20 protein-coding genes are annotated in these 19,771 nt (G+C 70.3%); 8 read left to right on the top strand and 12 right to left on the bottom strand.

What is annotated here, in order from left to right; translation table 11 throughout:
- Window positions 1–485: PLP-dependent transferase (locus HY049_16220; protein ID MBI3450448.1), on the bottom strand; the 485-nt coding region annotated here is incomplete at its 3' end.
- 54 nt (window positions 486–539) lie between these two features.
- Complete coding sequence (locus HY049_16215) at window positions 540–1,244, bottom strand: spondin domain-containing protein (GenBank protein MBI3450447.1); 705 nt, start codon at window positions 1,242–1,244, stop codon at window positions 540–542.
- 148 nt (window positions 1,245–1,392) lie between these two features.
- Here HY049_16215 and HY049_16210 point away from each other — a divergent pair, with 148 nt between their 5' ends.
- On the top strand, window positions 1,393–2,325 hold the full coding sequence (locus HY049_16210; protein ID MBI3450446.1) for a LysR family transcriptional regulator: 933 nt from the start codon (window positions 1,393–1,395) through the stop codon (window positions 2,323–2,325).
- 33 nt (window positions 2,326–2,358) lie between these two features.
- On the opposite strand, the gene HY049_16205 is transcribed toward HY049_16210, so the two are convergent.
- The 6 genes from HY049_16205 to amrB all read right to left on the bottom strand — a co-directional run bounded on the left by HY049_16205 (window position 2,359) and on the right by amrB (window position 10,214).
- Window positions 2,359–3,357, bottom strand: coding sequence for a UbiA family prenyltransferase (locus HY049_16205; GenBank protein MBI3450445.1), 999 nt, complete (start codon window positions 3,355–3,357; stop codon window positions 2,359–2,361).
- Between the two features lie 44 nt (window positions 3,358–3,401).
- Window positions 3,402–4,763 carry a DUF92 domain-containing protein gene (locus HY049_16200; GenBank protein ID MBI3450444.1) on the bottom strand — a complete coding sequence of 454 codons (1,362 nt, stop codon included), beginning with the start codon at window positions 4,761–4,763 and terminating at the stop codon, window positions 3,402–3,404.
- Window positions 4,760–5,749 carry an NAD-dependent epimerase/dehydratase family protein gene (locus tag HY049_16195; protein ID MBI3450443.1) on the bottom strand — a complete coding sequence of 330 codons (990 nt, stop codon included), beginning with the start codon at window positions 5,747–5,749 and terminating at the stop codon, window positions 4,760–4,762. Before HY049_16195 ends, HY049_16200 begins: the two co-directional genes overlap by 4 nt.
- Window positions 5,746–6,630, bottom strand: coding sequence for a dTDP-4-dehydrorhamnose reductase (gene rfbD, locus HY049_16190; protein MBI3450442.1), 885 nt, complete (start codon window positions 6,628–6,630; stop codon window positions 5,746–5,748). The genes HY049_16195 and rfbD overlap by 4 nt, the downstream gene beginning before the upstream one ends.
- Before the next feature lie 75 nt (window positions 6,631–6,705).
- On the bottom strand, window positions 6,706–9,384 hold the full coding sequence (locus HY049_16185) for an LPS-assembly protein LptD (GenBank protein ID MBI3450441.1): 2,679 nt from the start codon (window positions 9,382–9,384) through the stop codon (window positions 6,706–6,708).
- The gene (gene amrB, locus HY049_16180) at window positions 9,381–10,214 is read right to left on the bottom strand and encodes an AmmeMemoRadiSam system protein B (protein MBI3450440.1); all 834 of its coding nucleotides are present in this window, start codon (window positions 10,212–10,214) and stop codon (window positions 9,381–9,383) included. The genes HY049_16185 and amrB overlap by 4 nt, the downstream gene beginning before the upstream one ends.
- Window positions 10,215–10,318: 104 nt before the next feature.
- Between amrB and HY049_16175 the strand changes: the two genes are divergently transcribed.
- From HY049_16175 to rsmI, 3 genes are read left to right on the top strand one after another with little or no spacing between them, the layout of a single operon-like run.
- Entirely contained in the window at window positions 10,319–11,218 is a 900-nt protein-coding gene (locus tag HY049_16175) for a carbon-nitrogen hydrolase (protein ID MBI3450439.1), read from the top strand.
- On the top strand, window positions 11,215–12,081 hold the full coding sequence (locus HY049_16170; GenBank protein ID MBI3450438.1) for an NAD+ synthase: 867 nt from the start codon (window positions 11,215–11,217) through the stop codon (window positions 12,079–12,081). Before HY049_16175 ends, HY049_16170 begins: the two co-directional genes overlap by 4 nt.
- Window positions 12,078–13,022 carry a 16S rRNA (cytidine(1402)-2'-O)-methyltransferase gene (rsmI, locus tag HY049_16165; GenBank protein MBI3450437.1) on the top strand — a complete coding sequence of 315 codons (945 nt, stop codon included), beginning with the start codon at window positions 12,078–12,080 and terminating at the stop codon, window positions 13,020–13,022. The genes HY049_16170 and rsmI overlap by 4 nt, the downstream gene beginning before the upstream one ends.
- A 3-nt stretch (window positions 13,023–13,025) precedes the next feature.
- Here the strand turns inward: rsmI and HY049_16160 are convergent, their stop codons facing one another.
- Entirely contained in the window at window positions 13,026–13,856 is an 831-nt protein-coding gene (locus tag HY049_16160) for a stage 0 sporulation protein (protein ID MBI3450436.1), read from the bottom strand.
- 116 nt (window positions 13,857–13,972) lie between these two features.
- Between HY049_16160 and smpB the strand changes: the two genes are divergently transcribed.
- A complete protein-coding gene (gene smpB, locus HY049_16155) occupies window positions 13,973–14,461 on the top strand; it encodes an SsrA-binding protein SmpB (GenBank protein ID MBI3450435.1) in 489 nt (162 codons plus the stop codon).
- Here smpB and HY049_16150 read toward each other — a convergent pair.
- The 3 genes from HY049_16150 to HY049_16140 are packed head-to-tail and all read right to left on the bottom strand — an operon-like array spanning window position 14,458 to window position 16,108.
- Window positions 14,458–15,237: a thiazole synthase gene (locus tag HY049_16150; protein MBI3450434.1), complete on the bottom strand. Its 780-nt coding sequence runs from the start codon at window positions 15,235–15,237 to the stop codon at window positions 14,458–14,460. The two genes, smpB and HY049_16150, sit on opposite strands and share 4 nt — an antisense overlap.
- Before the next feature lie 23 nt (window positions 15,238–15,260).
- On the bottom strand, window positions 15,261–15,473 hold the full coding sequence (gene thiS / locus HY049_16145; GenBank protein MBI3450433.1) for a sulfur carrier protein ThiS: 213 nt from the start codon (window positions 15,471–15,473) through the stop codon (window positions 15,261–15,263).
- Window positions 15,470–16,108 (bottom strand): hypothetical protein, encoded by a 639-nt coding sequence (locus tag HY049_16140; protein MBI3450432.1) that lies wholly within the window; start codon window positions 16,106–16,108, stop codon window positions 15,470–15,472. The genes thiS and HY049_16140 overlap by 4 nt, the downstream gene beginning before the upstream one ends.
- 90 nt (window positions 16,109–16,198) lie before the next feature.
- On the opposite strand from HY049_16140, the gene HY049_16135 reads away from it, so the two are divergent.
- The 3 genes from HY049_16135 to HY049_16125 all read left to right on the top strand — a co-directional run.
- Complete coding sequence (locus tag HY049_16135) at window positions 16,199–17,926, top strand: tetratricopeptide repeat protein (GenBank protein MBI3450431.1); 1,728 nt, start codon at window positions 16,199–16,201, stop codon at window positions 17,924–17,926.
- Between the two features lie 130 nt (window positions 17,927–18,056).
- Complete coding sequence (locus HY049_16130; protein MBI3450430.1) at window positions 18,057–19,019, top strand: ATP-binding cassette domain-containing protein; 963 nt, start codon at window positions 18,057–18,059, stop codon at window positions 19,017–19,019.
- A 10-nt stretch (window positions 19,020–19,029) separates the two neighbouring features.
- A partial coding sequence (locus tag HY049_16125; GenBank protein ID MBI3450429.1) for a hypothetical protein occupies window positions 19,030–19,771 on the top strand: 742 nt, incomplete at its 3' end.

Raw genomic sequence — 19,771 nt, 5'->3', positions numbered from 1 at the left:
CGGCGCGCGAAGTCGACGACCTCGCGCAGCCTCGGGACGCGCATCAGAGGGTTCGCGATCGTCTCCACCAGGAAGAGGCGCGTCGTGGGGCGCCTGGCCTTCGCCCACGCGCCGGGGTCCGCGGCGTCGACGAAGGTGTAGCTCAGGCCGAGGTCCTCGAAGTGCTTCGTCAGGAAATCGTGCGTTCCGCCGTAGAGGCACGCACCCGCGATGAGGTGGTCGCCCTTCTTGAGGACCGTCAGGAGGGCCGACGTCACCGCTGCCATCCCGGACGCCGTCGCCACACCGGCCTCGGCCGTCTCGAGGGCGGCGAGCTTGTCGTTCACGTAGCTCTGCGTCGGCGTGCAGCTCAGCCGGATGTACTTGATGTCGTGGTAGTCGGTCCCGGGCTCCACGCTGTAGACCGTTCCCTGGTAGATCGGGAAGACGAGCGAGCCCTCCGGCCCCGGCCGGCGCTCGCCGGCGTGCACGGCCAGAGTTTCCATCCGCCTCTTCGATGCCTGCATCTCTTCTCCTCTCGCGCCCCATGCTCCTGGCCCTCAGCGCGTCGTGGCGATCGTCACGCGAAGAACCCGGCTCACGTCGGGGTAGACGAAACCGTCCTCGACGGGGTGAACCGTTCCCTGCTCGGCGAAGCCCGCTCCCGGGCGCGTCTGACGCGATCCCTGGAAGGCTCCGAGCCCCGGCTCCTGGTGAATCTCCGTGCCGGCGTCCCAGAGCAGTATCTGATCCGTGACGTCTCCCGACACGGGGCGTCCGCGCGCGTCGAAGAGCGCGATCCCCGTCTCGATCGGCGCGAAGAAGAGATCGTTCGACTCCCGGAGCATCATCGCGAGCGAGAGCCGCTCGCCACGGAGCGCGGAGATCTCGAACTCGATCGCGTCTCCCGGGCCGAGGGGCCGATCTCCGGCGTTCCCGAAGAGCCCCGACGCGACGACGCCCTCCCGTGACGGCAGGTACGCCGCGAGCCTCCCGGGGTTTCCATCCTCGGCGAGCTCCTCGAGTCCTTCGCCGCGGTCGGGGCGCCCCGTCGTGAAGAGCGGTCCGAAGGCGTCGTGGAGGACCCAGACGCCACTCGAGAGCGTCGCCGCCATCCCGGGGCCGATGGAGGGGGTCAGAGTTCCCCGGAGGGAGACGTTTTCCACGCGCACCCGGAACGTCGCCGGTCCGCCGGGCCGGTGAGTCGCGCCGGGGAGGCCCGTCGCCGCGGCCAGCAGCGTTCCCAAGATCGCGATCCGTCTCATGCGCCCCCTCCCGTTGCCCCCGTCCCGTCCCCCGGGGAGTCCCGGGGCCCCGTCTTCGGCGCGAGAACCGTAGGGTCCGCGGGTCCATGAATGCAATCGTTTGTTTTCACAGATTCGATGATCTATGGTCATGCGAGGAGGGAGGACCATGGATCTCGAAATCCGGCACCTGAAGCTGGTCGTTGCGATCGCCGAGGAGGGGAGCGTGACGAAGGCGGGACGCCGCCTCTACCTCACCCAGTCCGCGCTCAGCCACCAGCTCCGTGACATCGAACAAAGGCTGGGCGCCCCGTTATTCCACCGCTCGGGCCGGAGGATGCTTCTCACGCCCACGGGCGAGAAGATGCTGGGCTCGGCCCGATCGCTGCTCGCGCAGCTCGAGCGGGCGGAGGAGGAGATCCGCGCCGTCGCGACGGAGCGGCACGGGTCGCTCAGGCTCAGCACCGAGTGCTACACCTGTTACAACTGGCTCCCGATCCTCCTCAAGGAATTCGGGCGCAAGTTTCCGAAAGTCGACGTGACGATCGTCGTCGAGGCGACGCGCGGCCCGATTGAGGCCCTCCTCGACGGGAAGCTCGACGTCGCCATCGTCAGCAGCCCCGTCCGCGATCGGCGCCTCGTCGTCACGCCGCTCTTCGACGACGAGATGCTCGTTCTCGTCGCCACGGATCACCGGCTCGCCTCGCGCGCCTACGTGAAGCCGGAGGACTTCCGGGACGAGCACCTCTATCTCTACTCCACGCCCGAGGAGAGCACGTTCTTCCAGACGCTCCTGGTGCCGGCGGGGGTGAGACCGAAGCAGGTGACGCAGGCGCAGCTCACCGAGGCGATCGTTCAGCTCGTCAAGGCGGGACTCGGCGTCGCGGTCCTCGCGCGGTGGGTGGTCGAGCAGGATCTGCGCTCGGGGGCGATCCGCGGCGTGCCCCTCACGCGCGGCGGCTTCCGGAGAACGTGGAGCGCCGCCCGGCTCCGGGCGAGGCACGTTCCCGCCTACATCCCGGAGTTCATCAGGCTCATGTCCCGCGACCCGATGGGCGTTCTGCAGCGGGAGCGGCGACGGGAGTCGAAGCAGGCCGGCTGAGGGGCGGGCCGCAGCCCCGGACGCGCGGGCGGTTCAGAGCAGGTACGCCGCCGCGAATCCGATCTGCGCCGCCATCATCATCAGGTACATGTGCGTCCACGACGGGTGGTTCTCCGTGCGGGCGAGATCTTCCGGGTTCCGGAGGAGGAGGTAGCAGGTGTAGCACCCCCACGCCGCGAGGAGAAACCCCAGTCCCGTGAGGAGCGTGGGGTTGCCGGTGAGGATCGTGCGCGACGGTTCCCACGGGTTCGCCACGTGCGCGCCGATCGGCAGGAGGAGCCACGGGACGACGAAGAACGGCGCGATCATCCAGGCGGACTTCGCGACGCCGTAGCGTATCGGCAGCGTGATGCAGCCGCCGCGGCGATCCCCCTCCATGTCCGAGAAGTCCTTCGTCGTCGCGGCGCCGAGGAGGAAGAACATGAAGATCGATCCGATGTACCAGGGCTCCAGGTGGTAGATCGAGGCGACCATCGACCATCCCGCGACCTTCAGGAGGCATCCCCTCGGAATCGCGATCGTGATGTTGGCCAGGAACCCGTCGCGCTTCGTGCGGCCGAGGGCCGGCGCGGAGTAGACGAAGGTGGCGACCATCCCGATCAGGTAGACGACGGCGCACTCGTGCGCGACGAGGGGCGCCCCGAACTTGGCGCGGAGGCCCGTGTACGGGTACACCACGACGAGCCACGTCGGGACGATGGCGGCGACGTAGAGCGCGATCGAGTACCACCATCCCGCGCGCATCGAGATCGTGCCCGCCACGAGCGGCCGGTTGGGCTTGTTGTACCGGTCGATCTCGAGGTCGTAGTACTGGTTGATGACGTTCGAGGCGGCGTTCAGGAGCGCGGCGCAGGCCGAGCCCAGGAGGATCGTGAGGACGACGTCGAGCGTCGCCCGCCGCGACGGATCCGGATTGCTGCTGCTGCCGAAAGCGGTGATCGCGCCCGAGATGACGCCCAGGGTGGGCGGGAGGAGCGTGAAGGGGCGGGTGAAGTCCACGTAGAGCCTGATGCGGTCGAGCCTGTCGCTCATCTCTTCTCCGGGTTCCGTCTCGAGGCTGCGGGGGGGGCGGCGCGTCAGGCGACCAGCTTCCAGATCGCGAGCGCCGCGAGCGCGCCGACGAGCGTGTTGGCGAAGTTGACGGCCTCGTTGTCGATCAGCTTCATCGCCTCGACCGTCGCCCCGATGTAGCTCTCGGCCGTCGTGCCGATGAACGACGCCGCGATCGCGACGGCGGCCCCCAAAGCAGGGATCATCCCCGTCGCCCACGCGAGGGCCGAGAGCACCGCGCCCGCGAGAAGCCCGGCCGCCGTCCCCTGAAGCGAGACGGCTCCGTCCGTCCCCGGGGGGACCCGACGGAGCGTAGTAATAAGGATGGGGTGCTTTCCGTACACCTGGCCGATCTCCGTCGAGACGGTGTCGAAGACCGCGGTCGCGAGCGCGGCCGTGAAGGCGATGAGGAGCGCCGTCGTCGCCGTCGTCGAGGCGGCGAGGAAGGCGAGAAAAGCCGCGAGCCCCACGTTGGCGATCGCGTGCCGCGCCCCGCGCCGCCCCCCCGACTCCTGCGCGATCCGCCGCGCCGCCTTCTTCTCGTAGCCGACCTTCGTCGACCCGCTCGCGAGCACGAAGAAGATGGTCAGGATCACGTACCCGCGCCACCCCGCGAAGGCGTAGATGGCGGTGCCCAGCACATATCCCGCGAGCGCGCCGCTCGGTTTCACGGTCTTCGCCGCGTAGGCGGCTCCGGCCACCACCAGGTTGAGGACCGCGCCGGCGAGAACTTGCCTCTCGAGTGGCGGATTCGACGACGCGAGGATCGCAGGGTCCATCCACCAGAGCGCGTACAGCGCGCCGCCGGTGAGGAGCGGGACGGTGATGTTGTCGTCGATCCCGGTCGGGAGCGACTCGATGAACGCGCCGAGGACCGCGACGGCGAGGGCGAGGGCCCACACGCTCACGGCGGGCTCCGGCGTTTCCGGGTGGCCCCCCGCGACCCACATCTGGAGCCATGCCGCGGCGGCCGTGCCCGCGGCGACGAAGCCGAGGAATCCGGACCAGGACTTCGAGGCGTTCCACGGGAGCCGCGGGCCGCCGAGGAACGTCCCGGCGAGGGTCGCCGCGCCGTCGCCGAACGCCATCAGACCCCACGCCGCCGCCGCGATGTCGAGGCGCGAGCTGAAGACGGCGATGAGGACCGCCACCGACAGCGGGTACAGCAGAATCCCGAGCGCGTAGCCGCGCGCCCGATCCGCCTCGCGATCGAGCGCTCCCTTGCTGAGCCTCGGGAGCGCCAGCCGGTTGAAGGCGAGCGCGCCCAGCGCGAGGAGGAGCGACTGCCAGCCCGTGAGCCAGCGGAGCAGCAGGGCGAAGAGCCCCGAGAGGACGTGCACCGCCTTGCGCGCGAGCTCGACGCGCTTCGAGGAAGAGGCCGCCGTCACGCCGTCGCCCCGCCGGCGATTCCCCGCTCGCGCAGCCACGCGACGGTGCGCGCGAGCCCGTCCGCCAGCGGTGTGATCCGGTAGCCGAGGTCCGCGATCGCGCGCGAGGAGTCGTACGCCCACTCGCGCCGGTAGACGCGCACCACCTCGTCGGTGATCTCCGGCTCGCGGCCCGTCGCGCGGGCGCGCATCCGCTGCGCCCAGCCGACCATGCCCGCGAGAGCGAACGGGATGCGCCGCGTCGGCGCCGCCACTCCCGTCTGCTGCGTCAGGATGGCGAGGACCTCGAGGATCGTCCGGTTCTCCCCGCCGAGGATGTACTCCCCGCCGGGCTTCCCCTTCTCGAGGGCGAGGAGGTGCCCGTTCACGACGTCGTCGATGTAGGCGTAGGAGATCTTCCTGTCGCCGGCGCCCAGAATTCCCGGCAGCGTGCCGTTCAGGAAATCGCGGACCGTCTTCGTCATCAGGCTTCCGTCGGTGAGCGTTCCCGGCCCGTAGACGACGCCGGGGAACACCGTGACGATCGGCGCCCCGGCGCGCGCGGCCGCCCGCGCCGCCTCGAGAGCGAGGGCCTTCGTGCGCTCGTAGTCGTTGTGCGGGCGGCGGTCCGGGATCGTCCAGCTCTCGGCGGCGATGGCGCCGTCGGTGGGGCCGAGCGCGATGAACGACGACGTGTAGAGAACGCGCGGCGCGCCGGCGGCGAGCACGTTCCTCAGCCCCCCCACGTTGACGGCGTCGAAGGCCGAAGCGTCGGGCATCCACATCTTGACGAGCGCGGCGGTGTGGACGATCGCGTCGCACCCCGCCGCCGCGCGCCGGACCGCCGCGGCGTCGACGACGTCGCCGAGGGCCGCGGCGCATCCCGGGGGGGGCTTGCGCGGAGAGCCCGGGCGGACGAGGGCGGTCACCGTGTGCCCCTTCGAGAGGAGGGCCTCGCCGATCCGGCCGCCGAGAAACCCCGTGCCGCCCGTGAGGAGAATCTTCACGCCGGGCGCCCGCTGAGGGCGCGCTCGCGCAGGAACGCGTCCTGCGCTTCCTCCCACGTCCTCGGCGCGAAGCCGGTGACGCGGATGAACTCCGACGGATCCAGCGCGGAGTTCATCGGTCGCGGTGCGCGATCCCCCTTCCATTCCAGGTGCGAGAGAGGGCGGACCGCGGACGTGTCGAGCCCGAGGGAATCGGCGGCGCGCTTCACGAAGTGGTACCGGGTCGTGATCTCTCCCGGGTTCGTGAAGTGGAGGATCCCCGCGTGGGGGATGGCGATGAGCCGGACGATCGCCTCCGCGAGATCCGGGATGTACGTGGGCGAGCCGTACCGATCGGCGACGAGGCCGAGGGAGCGCTTCGCCTCGATCATCGAGAGGAAATTCTCCGGGAACCTGCCCGCCCCCTCGCCGAAGAACCACGCGGCCCGCAGGATCGTCGCCCCGGGTGACTCCGCGGCCACCGCGGTCTCGCCGTCGAGCTTCGTCCGCCCGTACACCGAGAGGGGAGCCGGGGCGTCGTCCTCCCGGTACCGGCGGGCGAGGGCGCCGTCGAAGACGAGATCCGTCGAGACGTGGATGACGCGAGAGTCCACCTGCGCCGCGGCCCGCGCGACGTTGCCGGCGCCGAAGTCGTTCCCGAGCCTCGCCCGCTCCGGCTCGTCCTCGCAGCCGTCCACATGGGTGAACGACGCCGCGTTGATGACGACGGTGGGCCGGATGCGCTCCAGCTCGGAGGCGAGGCGGAAATAGTCGGTGACGTCGATCTCGTCGCGCGTCGCGAAGACGGCGGCCGGGTAGGCGTCCGCCATCGCCTCCTGGAGCGCGAGGCCGAGGCGTCCTCCCCCCCCGGTGACGAGGGGTGTGATCTTCGTCGGGGTCATCGGCCGATTATCCGGGAGAGGCGCGCCCCTGTCCATCGTCGCGCCCTGCGGGCGGGCGCTCTCCGCGGCGGGGAGTCATTGGGGCCGTCCGTTGACGTCGAGGAAGGTGCCGACCCCTCGAAGGTTGACGACGAAGCGGTACTGAACGTCCGAGGTCGAGCCGATGGATCCGGAGGGAAGAGCGCGCTTGTCGACCTCGAGCAGAACGCCGCAGCACTGCGTGTTGTACCCGAACCGGTACCGCTGGTTCTGCAGGAACGAGTTCTCGACGTCGTAGGCGATCTCGACGTCGGTCGTGATCTTGCGGCCGAACAGCGCCAGGCCGCCCAGCAGGTGGACCTGGCTGGTGTTGACGAAACAGCGCGCCTGCTCCGGTCCCTCGCGGCCGACCAGGCGGTTCCCGTCGGTCGCGCAGAGCGAGCCGGCTCCCGCGCGGACCCCCTCGAGATCGCGCCCGAAGACCCAGCTCATCCTCAGGTAGTCGTACGTCTTCGACCGCATCGATCCCGAGAGGCTGACCGTCGAGATGTCGCGGAAGAGGATGTCGTAGTTCGCGCGAAGATCCAGGGAGGTCGAGAACGTCGGGTTGTAGCGCGCCGTCGCCGTGATCGGCGAGTACTGGCTGTTGGCGTCCAGGGCGAGGGAGCGGCTGAGCGGCCTCAGATTGGCGAGCGAGTACCCCTGCGACAGCTCGAAGCTCGCGATCTCGACCGGGCCCACGTTGAGGGGGCGCGCCGGCTGGGGCGGGCCGCCGAAGAGGGGCGTGCGCTTCGATGGGCCCGTCGAGACATCCGACGGGAGGTAGGCCTCGCCGCCCACGGGGGTGCTCGGCGAGGCCGGCGGCGATTCCGGAGCGGGCGGTGGCGCCGCGCCTTCGGGGGCCGCGCCGGGCGCCACCGGGCGCTCCGCGGGGGCGACCAGCTCCTGGTTGCGCGTCGGCGCCTCCTCTCCGATCACGAGAGAGGCGAGGCTGCCCGTGAGGGCCGGGCTCGTCGCGGACCCGGGCGCGGCCTGGGGCGGCTTCTTCTGGAAAAGGCGCGTCGTGAGCGAGTACGTGAGGAGGTTGCTCGTGCCGAGCGTCGCGTCGATCTCGTCGAAGGGGATGATCTTCTCGCCGCCGGCGACCTCGGGGACGTAGTCGTAGGTGATCCGCGGCTCGAGCGTGTTCTTGTACCGCGTCTTCCCCTCCGCCTCGCTGCCGAAGAGCCGGTAGATTCTCGGCCCGACGATGCTGAACCCCGCGCGGTACTGCTGGCGGTTGATGGCGGGCCCGGTCGGGTCGAGGGCCGAGCCGGGATCGCTGTCGCTCGCCGTGTAGAACGTGTCGCGGAACGAGACGATGGGCGAGATGTCGAGCCAGGGCACGGGCGTGAAGTTCCCCGTGATCGTGGGGAAGACGTCGAAGCGGTCGTACGTCGCCTGCGCGGCCTGGCGGTTGCCCGCGGCGTCGAAGGTGTTCTCGCGGCGCACGAGGCCGTCGAACGACGCCAGGTACGTGAGATAGAACGGCGTCTTCCCGAGCCGGATCCCGCGGCCGCGCATCTCCACCTCCGGCAGCCGCAGGAGCGCCAGGTCGTCGATCTTCAGCTCGATCGGATCGACCACGCCGAGGAACTGCGTCTGCTGGTTGAATCGCACGTTCACCGCGTAGGGACCCGAGAGGCGCGAGAGGTCGAGCTGCGAGAGGACCGTCGGGTTCGACGAGTAGCGGATCTCGTGCTCGAAGTCGATGAAATAGTTCAGGTCGCTGACGTCGTCGAGGTCCGCCAGGAGCTTGAAGCCCGCCGGGAGCTGCTGCGAATAATTCATCCGGACCTGGTAGCGATCGCGATCGACGATGTCCGAGTGGGCGAAGGGGCGGAGCTTCTCGCGCAGGAAGTAGGTCGTGATCGTGCCGCTGCCGTAAGCGTTCGGGACGAACCGGGTCTCGAGCCCGAACGCCGTCGACGGCAGCTCCTCGACTCCGTTCGAGATCGCGCCGCCGAACGAGTCGACCTGAAGCGTCGAGTCGAAGCTGCGGCCGACCGGCACGTAGAGGGCGTTGCTGAGGAACGCGCCGCGCTTCTGCGAGAAGCCGAAGTGGGGGAAGAGCAGCCCGGCCGCGCGATCCTCCTTCACGGGAATCGCGAGGTACGGGCTCCAGAAGATCGGGATCTTCCCCACGCGCAGGACGGCGTCGCGGAGGTGCGCGTAGTGGCCGACGTGGACGATCGCGGTGCCGACCCAGAACGACCAGTAGGGGGTCGGCTGCGTGCAGCTCGTGACCGTCGCGTCGGTGATCCGGTACGACTGCTCGCCGACCCTCTGCATCTTCGCCGCGTTGACGATCAGGTCGGGCTCGATGTAGGCGCGCGCGTTGTCGATCACCGCCTCCCCCGAGTCGAGGTCGAACTCGGCGCGATCCCCGCTGATCTCGCTGTCGGCGAGCTGGATGACGACGTTCCCCTCGGCCGTCACCGTGCGCTCCGACTCGGAGTAGTGCGCGCTGTCGGCGAGGAGGTGCGCCCCGCCGTAACGAAAGTCGACCTCGTTCGTGAGGACGTACTCGCCCGCCGACGGCTGCTCGATGTGCCCGGCCGACATCAGCGGCGTCTCGTTCGGCCCCGGCCTGGTGAACTTCGTGCGCGGGGGCTTCTTCCTGGCGCCGGGCTGTCCCCTGGTCGGGGACGGGGTCGCGGCCTGGGCCATGACCGGCGGGGCGGCGGCGAAACAGGCGGCGAGCGCCCCGGCGGCCGCCCACGCGCGGACCCTCACGGGATCAGAAGACCCGCGTAGCCGACCACCTCGTCGAAGTTTCCGGACGTCTCCCCCGAGTTGCCGTAGGCGACGACCTCGGCGCGCGACGCGCCGAGGCGCTTGAGCGCGAGCAGCCCGGCCGTCGCGGCGGCGTAGCCGCACATGCTGATCTCCTCCTCGCGCACGATGCGGTGGAGCCCGTCGCCGTCGAGCGTCTCCATGCGTCGGATGGCTTTCCAGTCCTTGACCCGCGCGGCCTCGGCCGGCTCGTAGTGCGTCATGTCGGTGCTGATGACGAGGCCGATCGGCTCGCCCATCGTGGAGGCGGCCCCCGCGATCGCCGCGGCGAGCGTCGCGAGGTCGGCGCGCCGTCCGGTCCCGACGCAGATCGGCGCGAACGTGAAGTCCCGGAGCCGCGACTGGAGGAACGGGATCTGCACCTCGAGCGAGTGCTCGGCGTGATGCGCCGCCGGATCGGCCTCGACGATGTTGGCCGAGTCGAGGATCAGGTCGGCGAGGGCCTCGTCGATGCGGGCGGCGCCGAGCGGGGTCAGCCACGCGCCGCGGTTCATGATGGAGATCGGACGGCCGAGGCCCGTGTGGTTCGGCCCGATGAGGACCAGGCGGCGCGGCAGCTCGGCGGCCGCGTAGACGGCCCCTGCGATCGCCCCGGAGTACATGTACCCGGCGTGCGGGACGACGATTCCGCGGACCGGACGTGGGGGCGTCTTCCCGGCCGCGAGGTGCGCTTCGAGCTCCTGCCGCAGCTTCGCCGGGTCCGAAGGATAGAAGTGTCCCGCGACGTAGGGCTTTCTGTCGGACGATGTGCCGGACGTCGGATGAGGCATTGGAGTGGCGGAGGAACCCTGGGGGGCCCGTGAGCCCGATCGCCGCGTGGCCGGGGCGCATCGTAGCACGAAGAAACGCCACGGCGTGATAGCATTCCTCCTCCATGAAAATAGCCCTTGCCCAGATCGCCCCCCGGCTGGGCGATCCCGACGCCAACCTGGCGCGCCACCTACAGATCGCCGGGCGCGCCCGGCGGAGCGGCGCGGCTCTCGTCGTCTTTCCGGAGCTCAGCCTCACCGGTTACCTTCTCCAGGATCTCGTCCCCGAGGTCGCCGAGGAGGTCTCCCGAGGCGCCCGGCTCCGGAAGCTCGCGGCGGCGTCCCGCGGGATCTCGATCGTCGCGGGGTTCGTCGAGCGCGGAGCCGGCCTCCTGCACTACAACGCCGCCGGATGCTTCGTCGACGGCTCGGTCGCCCACGTGCACCGCAAGGTCTACCTCCCCACCTACGGGATGTTCGACGAGGGCCGGCACTTCGCCGCGGGCGAGTCGTTCCAGACCTTCCCCGCACCCTGGGGGCGCACGGGGCTCCTCGTCTGCGAGGACTTCTGGCACCTGTCGTCGCCTTACCTCCTGTCGCTCCAGGGAATGGAAGCCCTCATCGTGATCTCAGCGGGCCCCGCGAAGGGTGTCGACGGCTCGAAGGATCTTCGCAGCAGCGCGACCTGGGTCGAGCTCGGCCGCGTCGTCGCGCGCCACCTGTCGGCGTGGGTCTTCTACGTGAACCGCGCGGGATACGAGGAGGGGTGGGCGTTCCAGGGGGGGAGCTTCGTCTGCGCTCCATCGGGCGACGTGGTGGCGTCCGCGAAAACCCTGGCGGAGGATTTCGTGGTCGCGACGCTGAGACCGGCAGACCTGAGAAAGGCGCGCCTCGCCGCGCCGCTGATGCGGGACGAGAAGATCGACCTCGTGCGGCGCGAGCTCGAGCGCGTGACGGCCGATCGCTCGGCGCCGGCGGGGGCGCGCCAGCCGTTGCCGCGGAGGTCCGGAGCGGGCCGCCGATGAAAGCGGCGCACCGCCCGATCCCGGTCGTGGCCCCGTCTCACGGCGCCGATCTCGCGCTGAACGCCCCCCTCGTCGTCCGGATCGTCACCGGCTTCATCGCCGAGGAGACCCGGCGCACCGGTAGGGGACGCGTCGTCGTCGGCCTCTCGGGGGGCCTCGACTCCGCCGTCGCCGCCACGCTCGCGGTGAAGGCGCTCGGCCGCAAGGGCGTCGTGGCCGTGATGATGCCGTTCCGCGAGAGCCAGCCGGCGAGCCTCAAGGACGCGCGCACCGTCGCGCGCCGTCTCGGCGTCCGCCACGAGCTCGTCGACATCTCCCCGATGGTCGACCCGTACTTCGAGAGGTTTCCGGACATGGACGCGCTCCGGCGCGGGAACCGGATGGCTCGGGAGAGGATGAACGTCCTCTTCGATCGATCCGCCGCTCACGCTGCGCTGGTCCTCGGCACGAGCAACAAGACCGAGCTCCTCCTCGGGTACGGCACCCTCTTCGGCGACATGGCCTCGGCGATCAACCCGATCGGCGATCTCTACAAGACGCAGGTCCGGCAGCTCGCCGCGCACCTCGGCGTGCCGGCGGCGATCCGGAGCAAGGCGCCCTCGGCGGATCTGTGGAAAGGGCAGACGGACGAAGCGGAGCTGGGCGCGACGTACGCCGAGGCCGACCAGATTCTCCACCTCCTCTTCGACGAGCGCTGGGAGGTGGCGGAGGTGGCGGAGGCCGGGTTCGAGCGGCGGCTCGTCGATCGTCTCCGGCGCATGGTGATGCGCTCGCAGTTCAAGCGGCGGCCTCCACTCATCGCGAAGCTCTCCGCCCGCACGGTTGGGATCGACTTCCGCTATCCGCGGGACTGGGGGACGTGAGCCGCCGCGGCGGAACGAAGCGCGGCGCCGCCCCCCCCGCGGCCGCCACCGCCGCGGGCCGCCTTCTCGTCGTCGCGACGCCGCTCGGGAACCTCGGGGACATCACCTCCCGCGCCCTCGAGGCGCTGAGGTCCGCCCGGCTCGTCGCCTGCGAGGACACGCGAAGGACGCGAGCCCTCCTCTCGCACTTCGGCCTCGCCGTGCCGACCGTCTCCTGCCACAAGTTCAACGAGTCGTCCCGCGCGGGCGGGATCCTCGAGGCCCTGAAGGCCGGCCAGACGGTCGCGCTCGTCACCGACGCCGGGACACCGGGGGTCTCCGACCCGGGGGCCCTCCTCGTCGCGGAGGCCGCCGCCGCGGGGATCGTCGTCGAGGCGATTCCGGGCCCCTCCGCTCCCGCGGCCGCGATGTCGGTCAGCGGTTTTTCGTCAGGGGGGTACGTCTTCGCGGGGTTCGCGCCGCCGCGCACGTCGGCGCGCCGGCGCTTCCTTCGGGCCCTCGTGGCGGCCGAGGCGGCGCGCGTCGCCGAGGACCCTTCGGCCGAGCCGTGGCCGATCGTCTTCTTCGAGGCGCCGCACCGGATCCTCGCCTTCCTTTCGGACGTGAGGGTCGAGATGGGAGATCGTGCGGCCGTGATCGTCCGCGAGCTGACGAAGCTGCACGAGGAGGTTCTGCGCGGCGCGCCGAGCGATCTCCTCGCGGCGCTCGATCGCGGGGCGCCCAGGGGCGAGTTCACGATCGTCGTCGCGGGAAGGCCGGCGCCGTCCGCGGGGGCCGAGCGCGGCGCGGCGGGGACCGACGTGCGCAAGGCCTACCGCGATCTCGTCGCCGCCGGGGTGGAAAGGCGCGATGCGCTGCGCCGGGTCTCGAGGCTCACGGGGAGGAGCCGGCGCGAGATCTACCGCGAGGTCGCTCGCGAGGACGACGACTCGGAGGAGTGAGCCCTAGTTTGCCGGGGCCGGGGCCGGCGCGGGGTCGGGCTTCGGAGAGGCGCTCTTCGCCTCGGGGTAGTCCTCGTAGCGCAGGCAGCACATGAGACGGCCGCAGAGCCCGGAGATCTTCGAGGGGTTCATGCCGATTCCCTGCCGCTTCGCCATCTTGATCGAGATCGGCGGGAACTCGGGAAGAAACGTCGCGCAGCAGATCGGCCGGCCGCACAGCCCGTACCCGCCGAGGAGCTTCGCCTCGTCGCGCGCGCCGACCTGGTGCATCTCGATGCGCCGGCGGAACTGCTGGGAGAGATCGCGGACGAGCTCGCGGAAGTCGACTCTCTCCTCCGACGTGAAGGTGAAGGTCATGCGCCGGCCGTCGAACGAGGGCTCGGCGTCCACGAGCTTCATGGCGAGCCTGAGCTCATCGACCTTCTCGCGGCAGTAGCTCGTCGCCTCGCGCCTCAGGGCGAGCGCGCCCGCGTGGCGCTCCTCGTCGGCCGGGGACGGGCGCCGCAGCACGCGCCACATCCCCTTCACTCCCGAGAACTTCCTCGAGGCGCCCGTCCCCTGGACGACGCGGGCGTACTCCTCGCCCCCGTCCACGTCGAGGACGCAGCTCTCGCCGGTGAGGAGCTCGTACCCCGTCGAGTCGCAGTACCAGGTCTTGGCGTGCGCGCCGATCTGGAGCCCCGCGACGCTCCGGTAGTTTCCGTCCCAGGCCGATTGCCCGCATCCGCCGCCGCTCGAGCACCCGCCGCCCCCGGACGAGGCGGCCGAGCCGAGCGCGCCGCACCCTCCCGAAGCGCAGCCGCCCGAGGCGCAACCACCGGACCCGCAGCCCATGAGCCCTTCCTCTCTTCCTCGACGGTCGCATCCCTTGACGGGATGAGCGCATTCTGGGGCGTTTCCGCCACCGAAGCAAGCGCGCGGCCGGACAGCCTCGCGGCGCGTGTGGGAGAATGGGCCCCTTCGAAGGAGCGGACGTGGCGTTCGAGAAGGACCTCGCCGGGAACAGGGCGGCCTTCCACAACTACTTCATCATCGACCGGATCGAGGCGGGGATTGTCCTCACCGGCACCGAGGTGAAGTCGCTGCGCGAGGGGGCCTGCAATCTCAAGGACGCGTACGCGCGCGTCGAGAAGGGTGAGGTGTATCTGCACAACTGCCACATCTCGCCCTACTCGCACGGCAACATCTTCAACCACGATCCCCTGCGCCCGCGGAAGCTCCTCCTCCATCGCCGCGAGATCCTGCGGCTCGAGCGCGATCAGAAGACCGACAGCCAGACGCTCGTGCCGCTGCGCGTCTACCTCAAGGACGGGAAGATCAAGGTCGAGCTGGGGATCGCGAAGGGGAAGAAGCAGCACGACAAGCGGGAGGCCAAGCGCCTCGAGACGCTCCACCGCGAGGCCTCGCAGGCGCTCCGCGAGAGGAGCAAGGGGGGTTAGCGCACCACCCCTTCGAGGGGACTGCTCGCGGTGGCGTAGAGCTTCCTCGGGATGCGGCCGGCCTCGCGCGCGAGGCGCCCCGCCTCGACGGCCAGCTTCATCCCCTCGGCCATCTTGACGGGATCGGGCGAGCCGGCGATGGCGGTGTTCATGAGCACGCCGTCGGCCCCCATCTCCATCGCGATCGCCGCGTCCGACGGCACGCCCACCCCGGCGTCGACGATCACGGGGATGTCCCGGATCTCCTCGAGGATCAGCCGCATCGTCGCGAAGTTCTGGATGCCGAGGCCGGAGCCGATGGGGGCGCCGAGCGGCATCACGCAGGCGGCCCCCGCGTCCCTCAGCCTCTTGGCGGTCACGACGTCGTCGTTGGTGTAGGGCATCACGACGAACCCTTCCTTGACCAGCGTCTTCGTCGCGGCGACGAGCCCCTCGTTGTCGGGGTAGAGGGTCTTCTCGTCGCCGATCACCTCGAGCTTCACGAGGTCGGAGCCCGTCGCCTCGCGTCCCAGCCGCGCGGTCCTCACCGCCTCGTCCGCGGTGTAGCAGCCGGCGGTGTTGGGGAGGAGCGTGATCTTCTTGAGGTCGATGTAGTCGAGGAGCGATTCCTTCGTCCGATCGGTGAGGTTCACACGGCGGATCGCGACGGTGACCATGTCGGCCCCGCTGGCCTCGTGCGCGCGCTTCATGATCTCGAAGGAGGCGTATTTCCCGGTGCCGACGATCAGCCGCGAGCGGAAGGTCCGTGAGGCGATCTTGAGATGAGGTGCGTCCATCGTGGGTTCTCCTTGAAGCTCTCTCAGCCGCCGCCGACGAGAGTGACGACCTCCAGCCGATCTCCCTCCGCGAGGATCACCTCCGCGAAGCTCCCCTTCGGGACGAGCCGGCCGTTGCGCTCGACGGCCACGCGCCCCGGCGGGACGCGGAGGCTCTCGACGTACGTCGCGATCGAGGTCCCGGCCGCCACCGCGACCGCCTCGCCGTTGACCGCCACGCGGATCTCGCCGCTCATGCGGGCTCCACCGGGATCTCGATCGTCACGAGCTGCGCGCCGAGACGCGCCTCGACCAGGAGCGTGCCGGGGACGCCGGCGGGGAGGTTGAGCTTCCCCGCGAGGCGCCCGTCGGCCCCGGAGGGGCCGGCGAGGAGCTTCCCGGGTTTTCCGGAGGCGGGGCTGAAGGTGATGGCCACCTGCGCGGCGGGGACCGGCGCCTCGGTTGCGCCGTTGCGGACCAGGAGGCGGATCGAGGCCGGCTTCCCCGGAGTCGCGAGAAACTCCTCCACGACGATCTCGATCGGATCGGTTCCCTCCTGCGACTTCAGGAATTCGAGCACCACCTCGTCGAACGACCGTGACGAGACGATGGTGTGGCCGAACGGAGGCGGACCCGTAGCGTCGAACTTCCCGCCGGAGATCCACCGCATGATGCGCCGGTGCTGGGACTCGAGCAGCTCCAGAACGGCCCGCTCGTCGCACTTTCCCTCGGCGACCAGCTTCGAGTAGTTGTACTGCTTCGACGCGATGATCTGCCCGCCCCCCACGTAGACGAGGGTCTCGATGACGGGATTCTGAATCCCCTTGTCCTCGGTCTGCACGTGGAAGACCTTTCCGTCGTGCTTGACGTCGGTGTTGTAGCCGGTGATCAAGGCGGTCTCGCGCTCCGAAATCGAATGTCCCGGCATCATGGCCCCGTGGCGGCGGAGGGTCAAGCCGCGGTTCCGTTGTAAGCTGGCCGCGTGACGCGCCTCGCGCCCCTTCTCGTGGCCCTCCTCGCGGTGGCCGTGTACGGCGGGGCGGTGCGCGACGGCGTCGTCCGCGACGACTACTACATCGTGGCCCACAACGCGCTCGTCACCGGCGAGAGGAGCTACTACATCGTGGCCCACAACGCGCTCGTCACCGGCGAGAGGAGCCCGTGGCTCATCCCGGTCTCCCACTACTGGGCCGGCACCGACGCGGCGGGGGATCTCTACCGCCCGCTCACGGTCGCGACGTACTGGCTCAACGCGCGCCTCGCCGGGATGGAGCCGTGGAGCTTCCACCTCGTCAACGTGCTGCTCCACGGCCTTGCGGCCGCGCTGGTGACGGCGCTCGGGCTGCGCCTCACGGCGTCGCCGGCGGCGGCGTCGGTCGCCGGAGCGCTCTTTGCGACGCACCCGGTCCTCTCGGAGGCGGTCGTCTCCATCGTCGGCCGCGCCGACATCCTCGCGGCGATCTTCGTCCTCGGCGCGTGGCGACTCCGCGATCGGCGAGGGATCTCGCTCGTCCTCTTTGGCCTGGGCCTCCTCTCGAAGGAGAGCGCGATCGTCCTGCCGGGGCTTCTCATCTCGGAAGATCTTGTTCGCGGGCGCGCCCGGACGAGGCTCGGCGAGTACGCGGCGCACGGCGGCGTCATCGCGGTCTACCTGGCGGCGCGCGCCGCGGTGCTGGGAGGGGTGCACGCCGGTGCGATCACGACGGCCTTCGTTGGGGTTCCCTTCGGCACGCGGCTCACGACTGCGACGTCGGTCCTCGCGAGGTACGTAGGTCTCCTCTTCTACCCACGCACCCTCTCGGCCGACTACTCCTACGCGCAGATCACGATCGAGACGAACCCGTTCGCGCCCCTCGTCCTCGCCGGGGGGGCGGCGGCGCTGGCCGCGGCGGCCGTCGCGCTCTACGCGTGGCGGCGCGCCCCCGTCGTCTCGATCGGCTTCCTCGGCTTCGCGGCGGCGCTCTTTCCCGTGAGCAACATCCCGTTCGGCATCGGCGAGATCATGGCCGAGAGGCTCCTGTACCTTCCGGCGGTGGGGTTCTGTCTCGCGGCGGGGGCGGCCCTCGACGCGGCGCTCGTCGCGCGCGGCGTGAGGAGGCGGGGCGTGGCCGCGCTCGCCGTCGTCGCAATCCCCGTCTCGCTCTTCGCCGCGCGGGCGTGGGTGCGGGTTCAGGACTGGGAGACGCCGCTCACGTTCTGTGAGGCGACGCGCGCGGCGTCACCCCGGAGCCACTGGGCTCACGCCAACTGCGGAACCGTCTACCAGAACCTGAGCCGTCTCGCGGACGCCGAGGCCGAGTTCCGTCGCGCGATCGAGATCGATCCCGGCGACGCGGGGACGTACGTGCTCCTCGGAAACGTCCACGAGGCGCAGGGGCGGCTCCCGGAGGCGATCGGCGCCAACTCCGAGGCGGCGCGACGCAACCCCCGGGATGCCGACGCCCTCAACAACCTCGGGAGGCTGCTCGCGGCGACCGGGAGGCCCGTCGAGGCGGCCGCCGCCCTTTCGTCGGCCCTCGCCCTGCGCCCCGACTCCGCGGCGATCGCCTACAACCTCGCCATCGCCCTCCTCGGCGCGGGGAGGCTCGACGCGGCGGAGGCGCAGGCGCGGAAGATCCTCGAGGCGCATCCGGGCCTGCCGAGCGCCGAGGCCCTCCTTTCGACGATCCGGGAGCGCCGTGCGGGGGGGAATTCCGCCGCGCCGCGGTAAGGGACGGCGGGGTCGGGAGACTGATCGGGGGTCGCCTCGAGGGAGTGGCGGGAAACCCCATCGGGTGTCCCGCGTAATATGCTGCCGTCGCGCTCTGGGGGGGCGCCGCGCTCACACACACGGGGGAAGCATGGAAGCTGCCGTTTCCGTCACGGACATCAGCAAGTCCTACGACACGAAGCGCGCGGTCGCCGGGCTGTCGCTCGAGGTGCCGCGGGGGAGCCTCTTCGGCCTCCTCGGCCCGAACGGGGCCGGCAAGACCACGACGATCCGGATGATCCTCGACATCTACGGGCCGGACACGGGGACCATCCGCGTCCTGGGCCAGCCGTGGTCCGAGAGCCTCAAGTCGCGCATCGGGTACCTGCCGGAGGAGCGCGGCCTCTACACGCGGATGAAGGTCGGCGACGTGCTGGTCTTCATCGCCGGGATCAAGGGAGTGCCAGCGACTGAGGCGAAGACCCGAGCTAAATCGTGGCTCTCGCGCCTGGAGCTCGCCGACACCTGGGAGAAGAAGGTGCAGGAGCTGTCGAAGGGGATGCAGCAGAAGGTGCAGTTCATCTCGACGGTCCTTCACGAGCCCGAGCTGATCATCCTCGACGAGCCCTTCTCGGGGCTCGATCCGATCAACACGAACGTGCTGCGGGACATCATGGTCGAGTACCACCACAGCGGGCGCACGGTGATCTTCTCCACGCACATCATGGAGCAGGTCGAGAAGCTGTGCGACGGCATCTGCCTCATCAACGAGGGGCGCATGGTCCTCGGCGGCAACCTCCACGAGATCAAGGGCCGCTACGGCCGCAACACGATCGCCCTCGGATTCGAGGGGGACGGCGCGTTCCTCAAGACCCATCCGCTCGTGAAGCGCACGAGCGAGTACAACGCGTTCATCGAGGTGACGCTCGTGGACGGCGCGGATCCCCAGGCACTCCTCAAGGACGTCGTCGCGCGCGTGCGGGTGTCGCGCTTCGAGATCAAGGAGCCGTCGCTCCACGACATCTTCATCGAGCGCGTCGGCGCGACGAAGGCCCACGCCGGGGCCGCACCGCCGCCGGCCCCGGCGCTCGCCGCTGGCGCGTCGCGCTCATAGGGAGGAGACCATGCCCACCACGTCCGCCGCCTCTGCCGGCTCCGGCGCCTCTCCGGGAAGCTTCGGCAAGATCGCGCTCATCATCCGCCGCGAGTTCCTCGAGCGCGTGCGCACCAAGGCCTTCATCATCGGCACGGTGCTCGTGCCGCTCCTCCTCGGGACGCTCATGCTCGCCCCGTTCCTCCTCGGCCGCATCATGCCCGAGAAGGCGATTCACATCGCCGTCTTCGACGAGACGGGCTCGCTCTACGCGTCGCTCGACCGGGTGCTCTCCTCGGATGACAAGCAGGACTTCCTCAAGCCGAAGACCGGCAAGGGGAGCGGCGCGCAGGAGAAGGTCCGCCGCTACCAGCTCGAGGAGTCGAAGGCCGGCGCCGCGGGAACGCGCGAGCAATCCCTCGCCGCCCTCTCCGGCCGGATCGAGGACGGCTCGCTCGACGCCTACCTCGTCGTCCCCGCCGACGCGCTGACCGGGACGGCCGAGCCGACGTTCTACGGCCGCACCGTCTCGGACATCACGAGCACCAGCCGCATCGAGCGCGCCCTCTCCGAGGTCTTCATCGCGGAGCGGCTGAAGTCCGAGAGCATCGATCCTGCGAAGGCGAAGGCCCTGACGCGCCGCGTGGACATGGCGACGATCAAGATCGGCGCCCAGGGGCAGCAGAGCAAGAAGGGGTTCGTCGAGGAGTGGATCGCGACGATGCTCTACGTGGTCCTCCTCTACACGAACCTCATCCTCTACGGGAGCGCCC

This window comes from Acidobacteriota bacterium, assembly GCA_016195325.1.
Lineage (GTDB): Bacteria > Acidobacteriota > Polarisedimenticolia > JACPZX01 > JACPZX01 > JACPZX01.
Note: the sequence above shows the minus strand (reverse complement) of the source record. Positions and strands in the feature narration are given on the sequence as shown.

Bases quoted from the DNA above. Each gene is read 5' to 3' on its own strand.
- HY049_16150 (MBI3450434.1), bottom strand. From the start codon at position 15,237: ATGGACGCACCTCATCTCAAGATCGCCTCACGGACCTTCCGCTCGCGG.
- HY049_16205 (MBI3450445.1), bottom strand. From the start codon at position 3,357: ATGAGCGACAGGCTCGACCGCATCAGGCTCTACGTGGACTTCACCCGC.
- HY049_16130 (MBI3450430.1), top strand. From the start codon at position 18,057: ATGGAAGCTGCCGTTTCCGTCACGGACATCAGCAAGTCCTACGACACG.
- HY049_16160 (MBI3450436.1), bottom strand. From the start codon at position 13,856: ATGGGCTGCGGGTCCGGTGGTTGCGCCTCGGGCGGCTGCGCTTCGGGA.
- rfbD (MBI3450442.1), bottom strand. From the start codon at position 6,630: ATGACCCCGACGAAGATCACACCCCTCGTCACCGGGGGGGGAGGACGC.
- HY049_16170 (MBI3450438.1), top strand. From the start codon at position 11,215: ATGAAAGCGGCGCACCGCCCGATCCCGGTCGTGGCCCCGTCTCACGGC.
- amrB (MBI3450440.1), bottom strand. From the start codon at position 10,214: ATGCCTCATCCGACGTCCGGCACATCGTCCGACAGAAAGCCCTACGTC.
- thiS (MBI3450433.1), bottom strand. From the start codon at position 15,473: ATGAGCGGCGAGATCCGCGTGGCGGTCAACGGCGAGGCGGTCGCGGTG.
- HY049_16175 (MBI3450439.1), top strand. From the start codon at position 10,319: ATGAAAATAGCCCTTGCCCAGATCGCCCCCCGGCTGGGCGATCCCGAC.
- HY049_16210 (MBI3450446.1), top strand. From the start codon at position 1,393: ATGGATCTCGAAATCCGGCACCTGAAGCTGGTCGTTGCGATCGCCGAG.
- HY049_16215 (MBI3450447.1), bottom strand. From the start codon at position 1,244: ATGAGACGGATCGCGATCTTGGGAACGCTGCTGGCCGCGGCGACGGGC.
- smpB (MBI3450435.1), top strand. From the start codon at position 13,973: ATGGGCCCCTTCGAAGGAGCGGACGTGGCGTTCGAGAAGGACCTCGCC.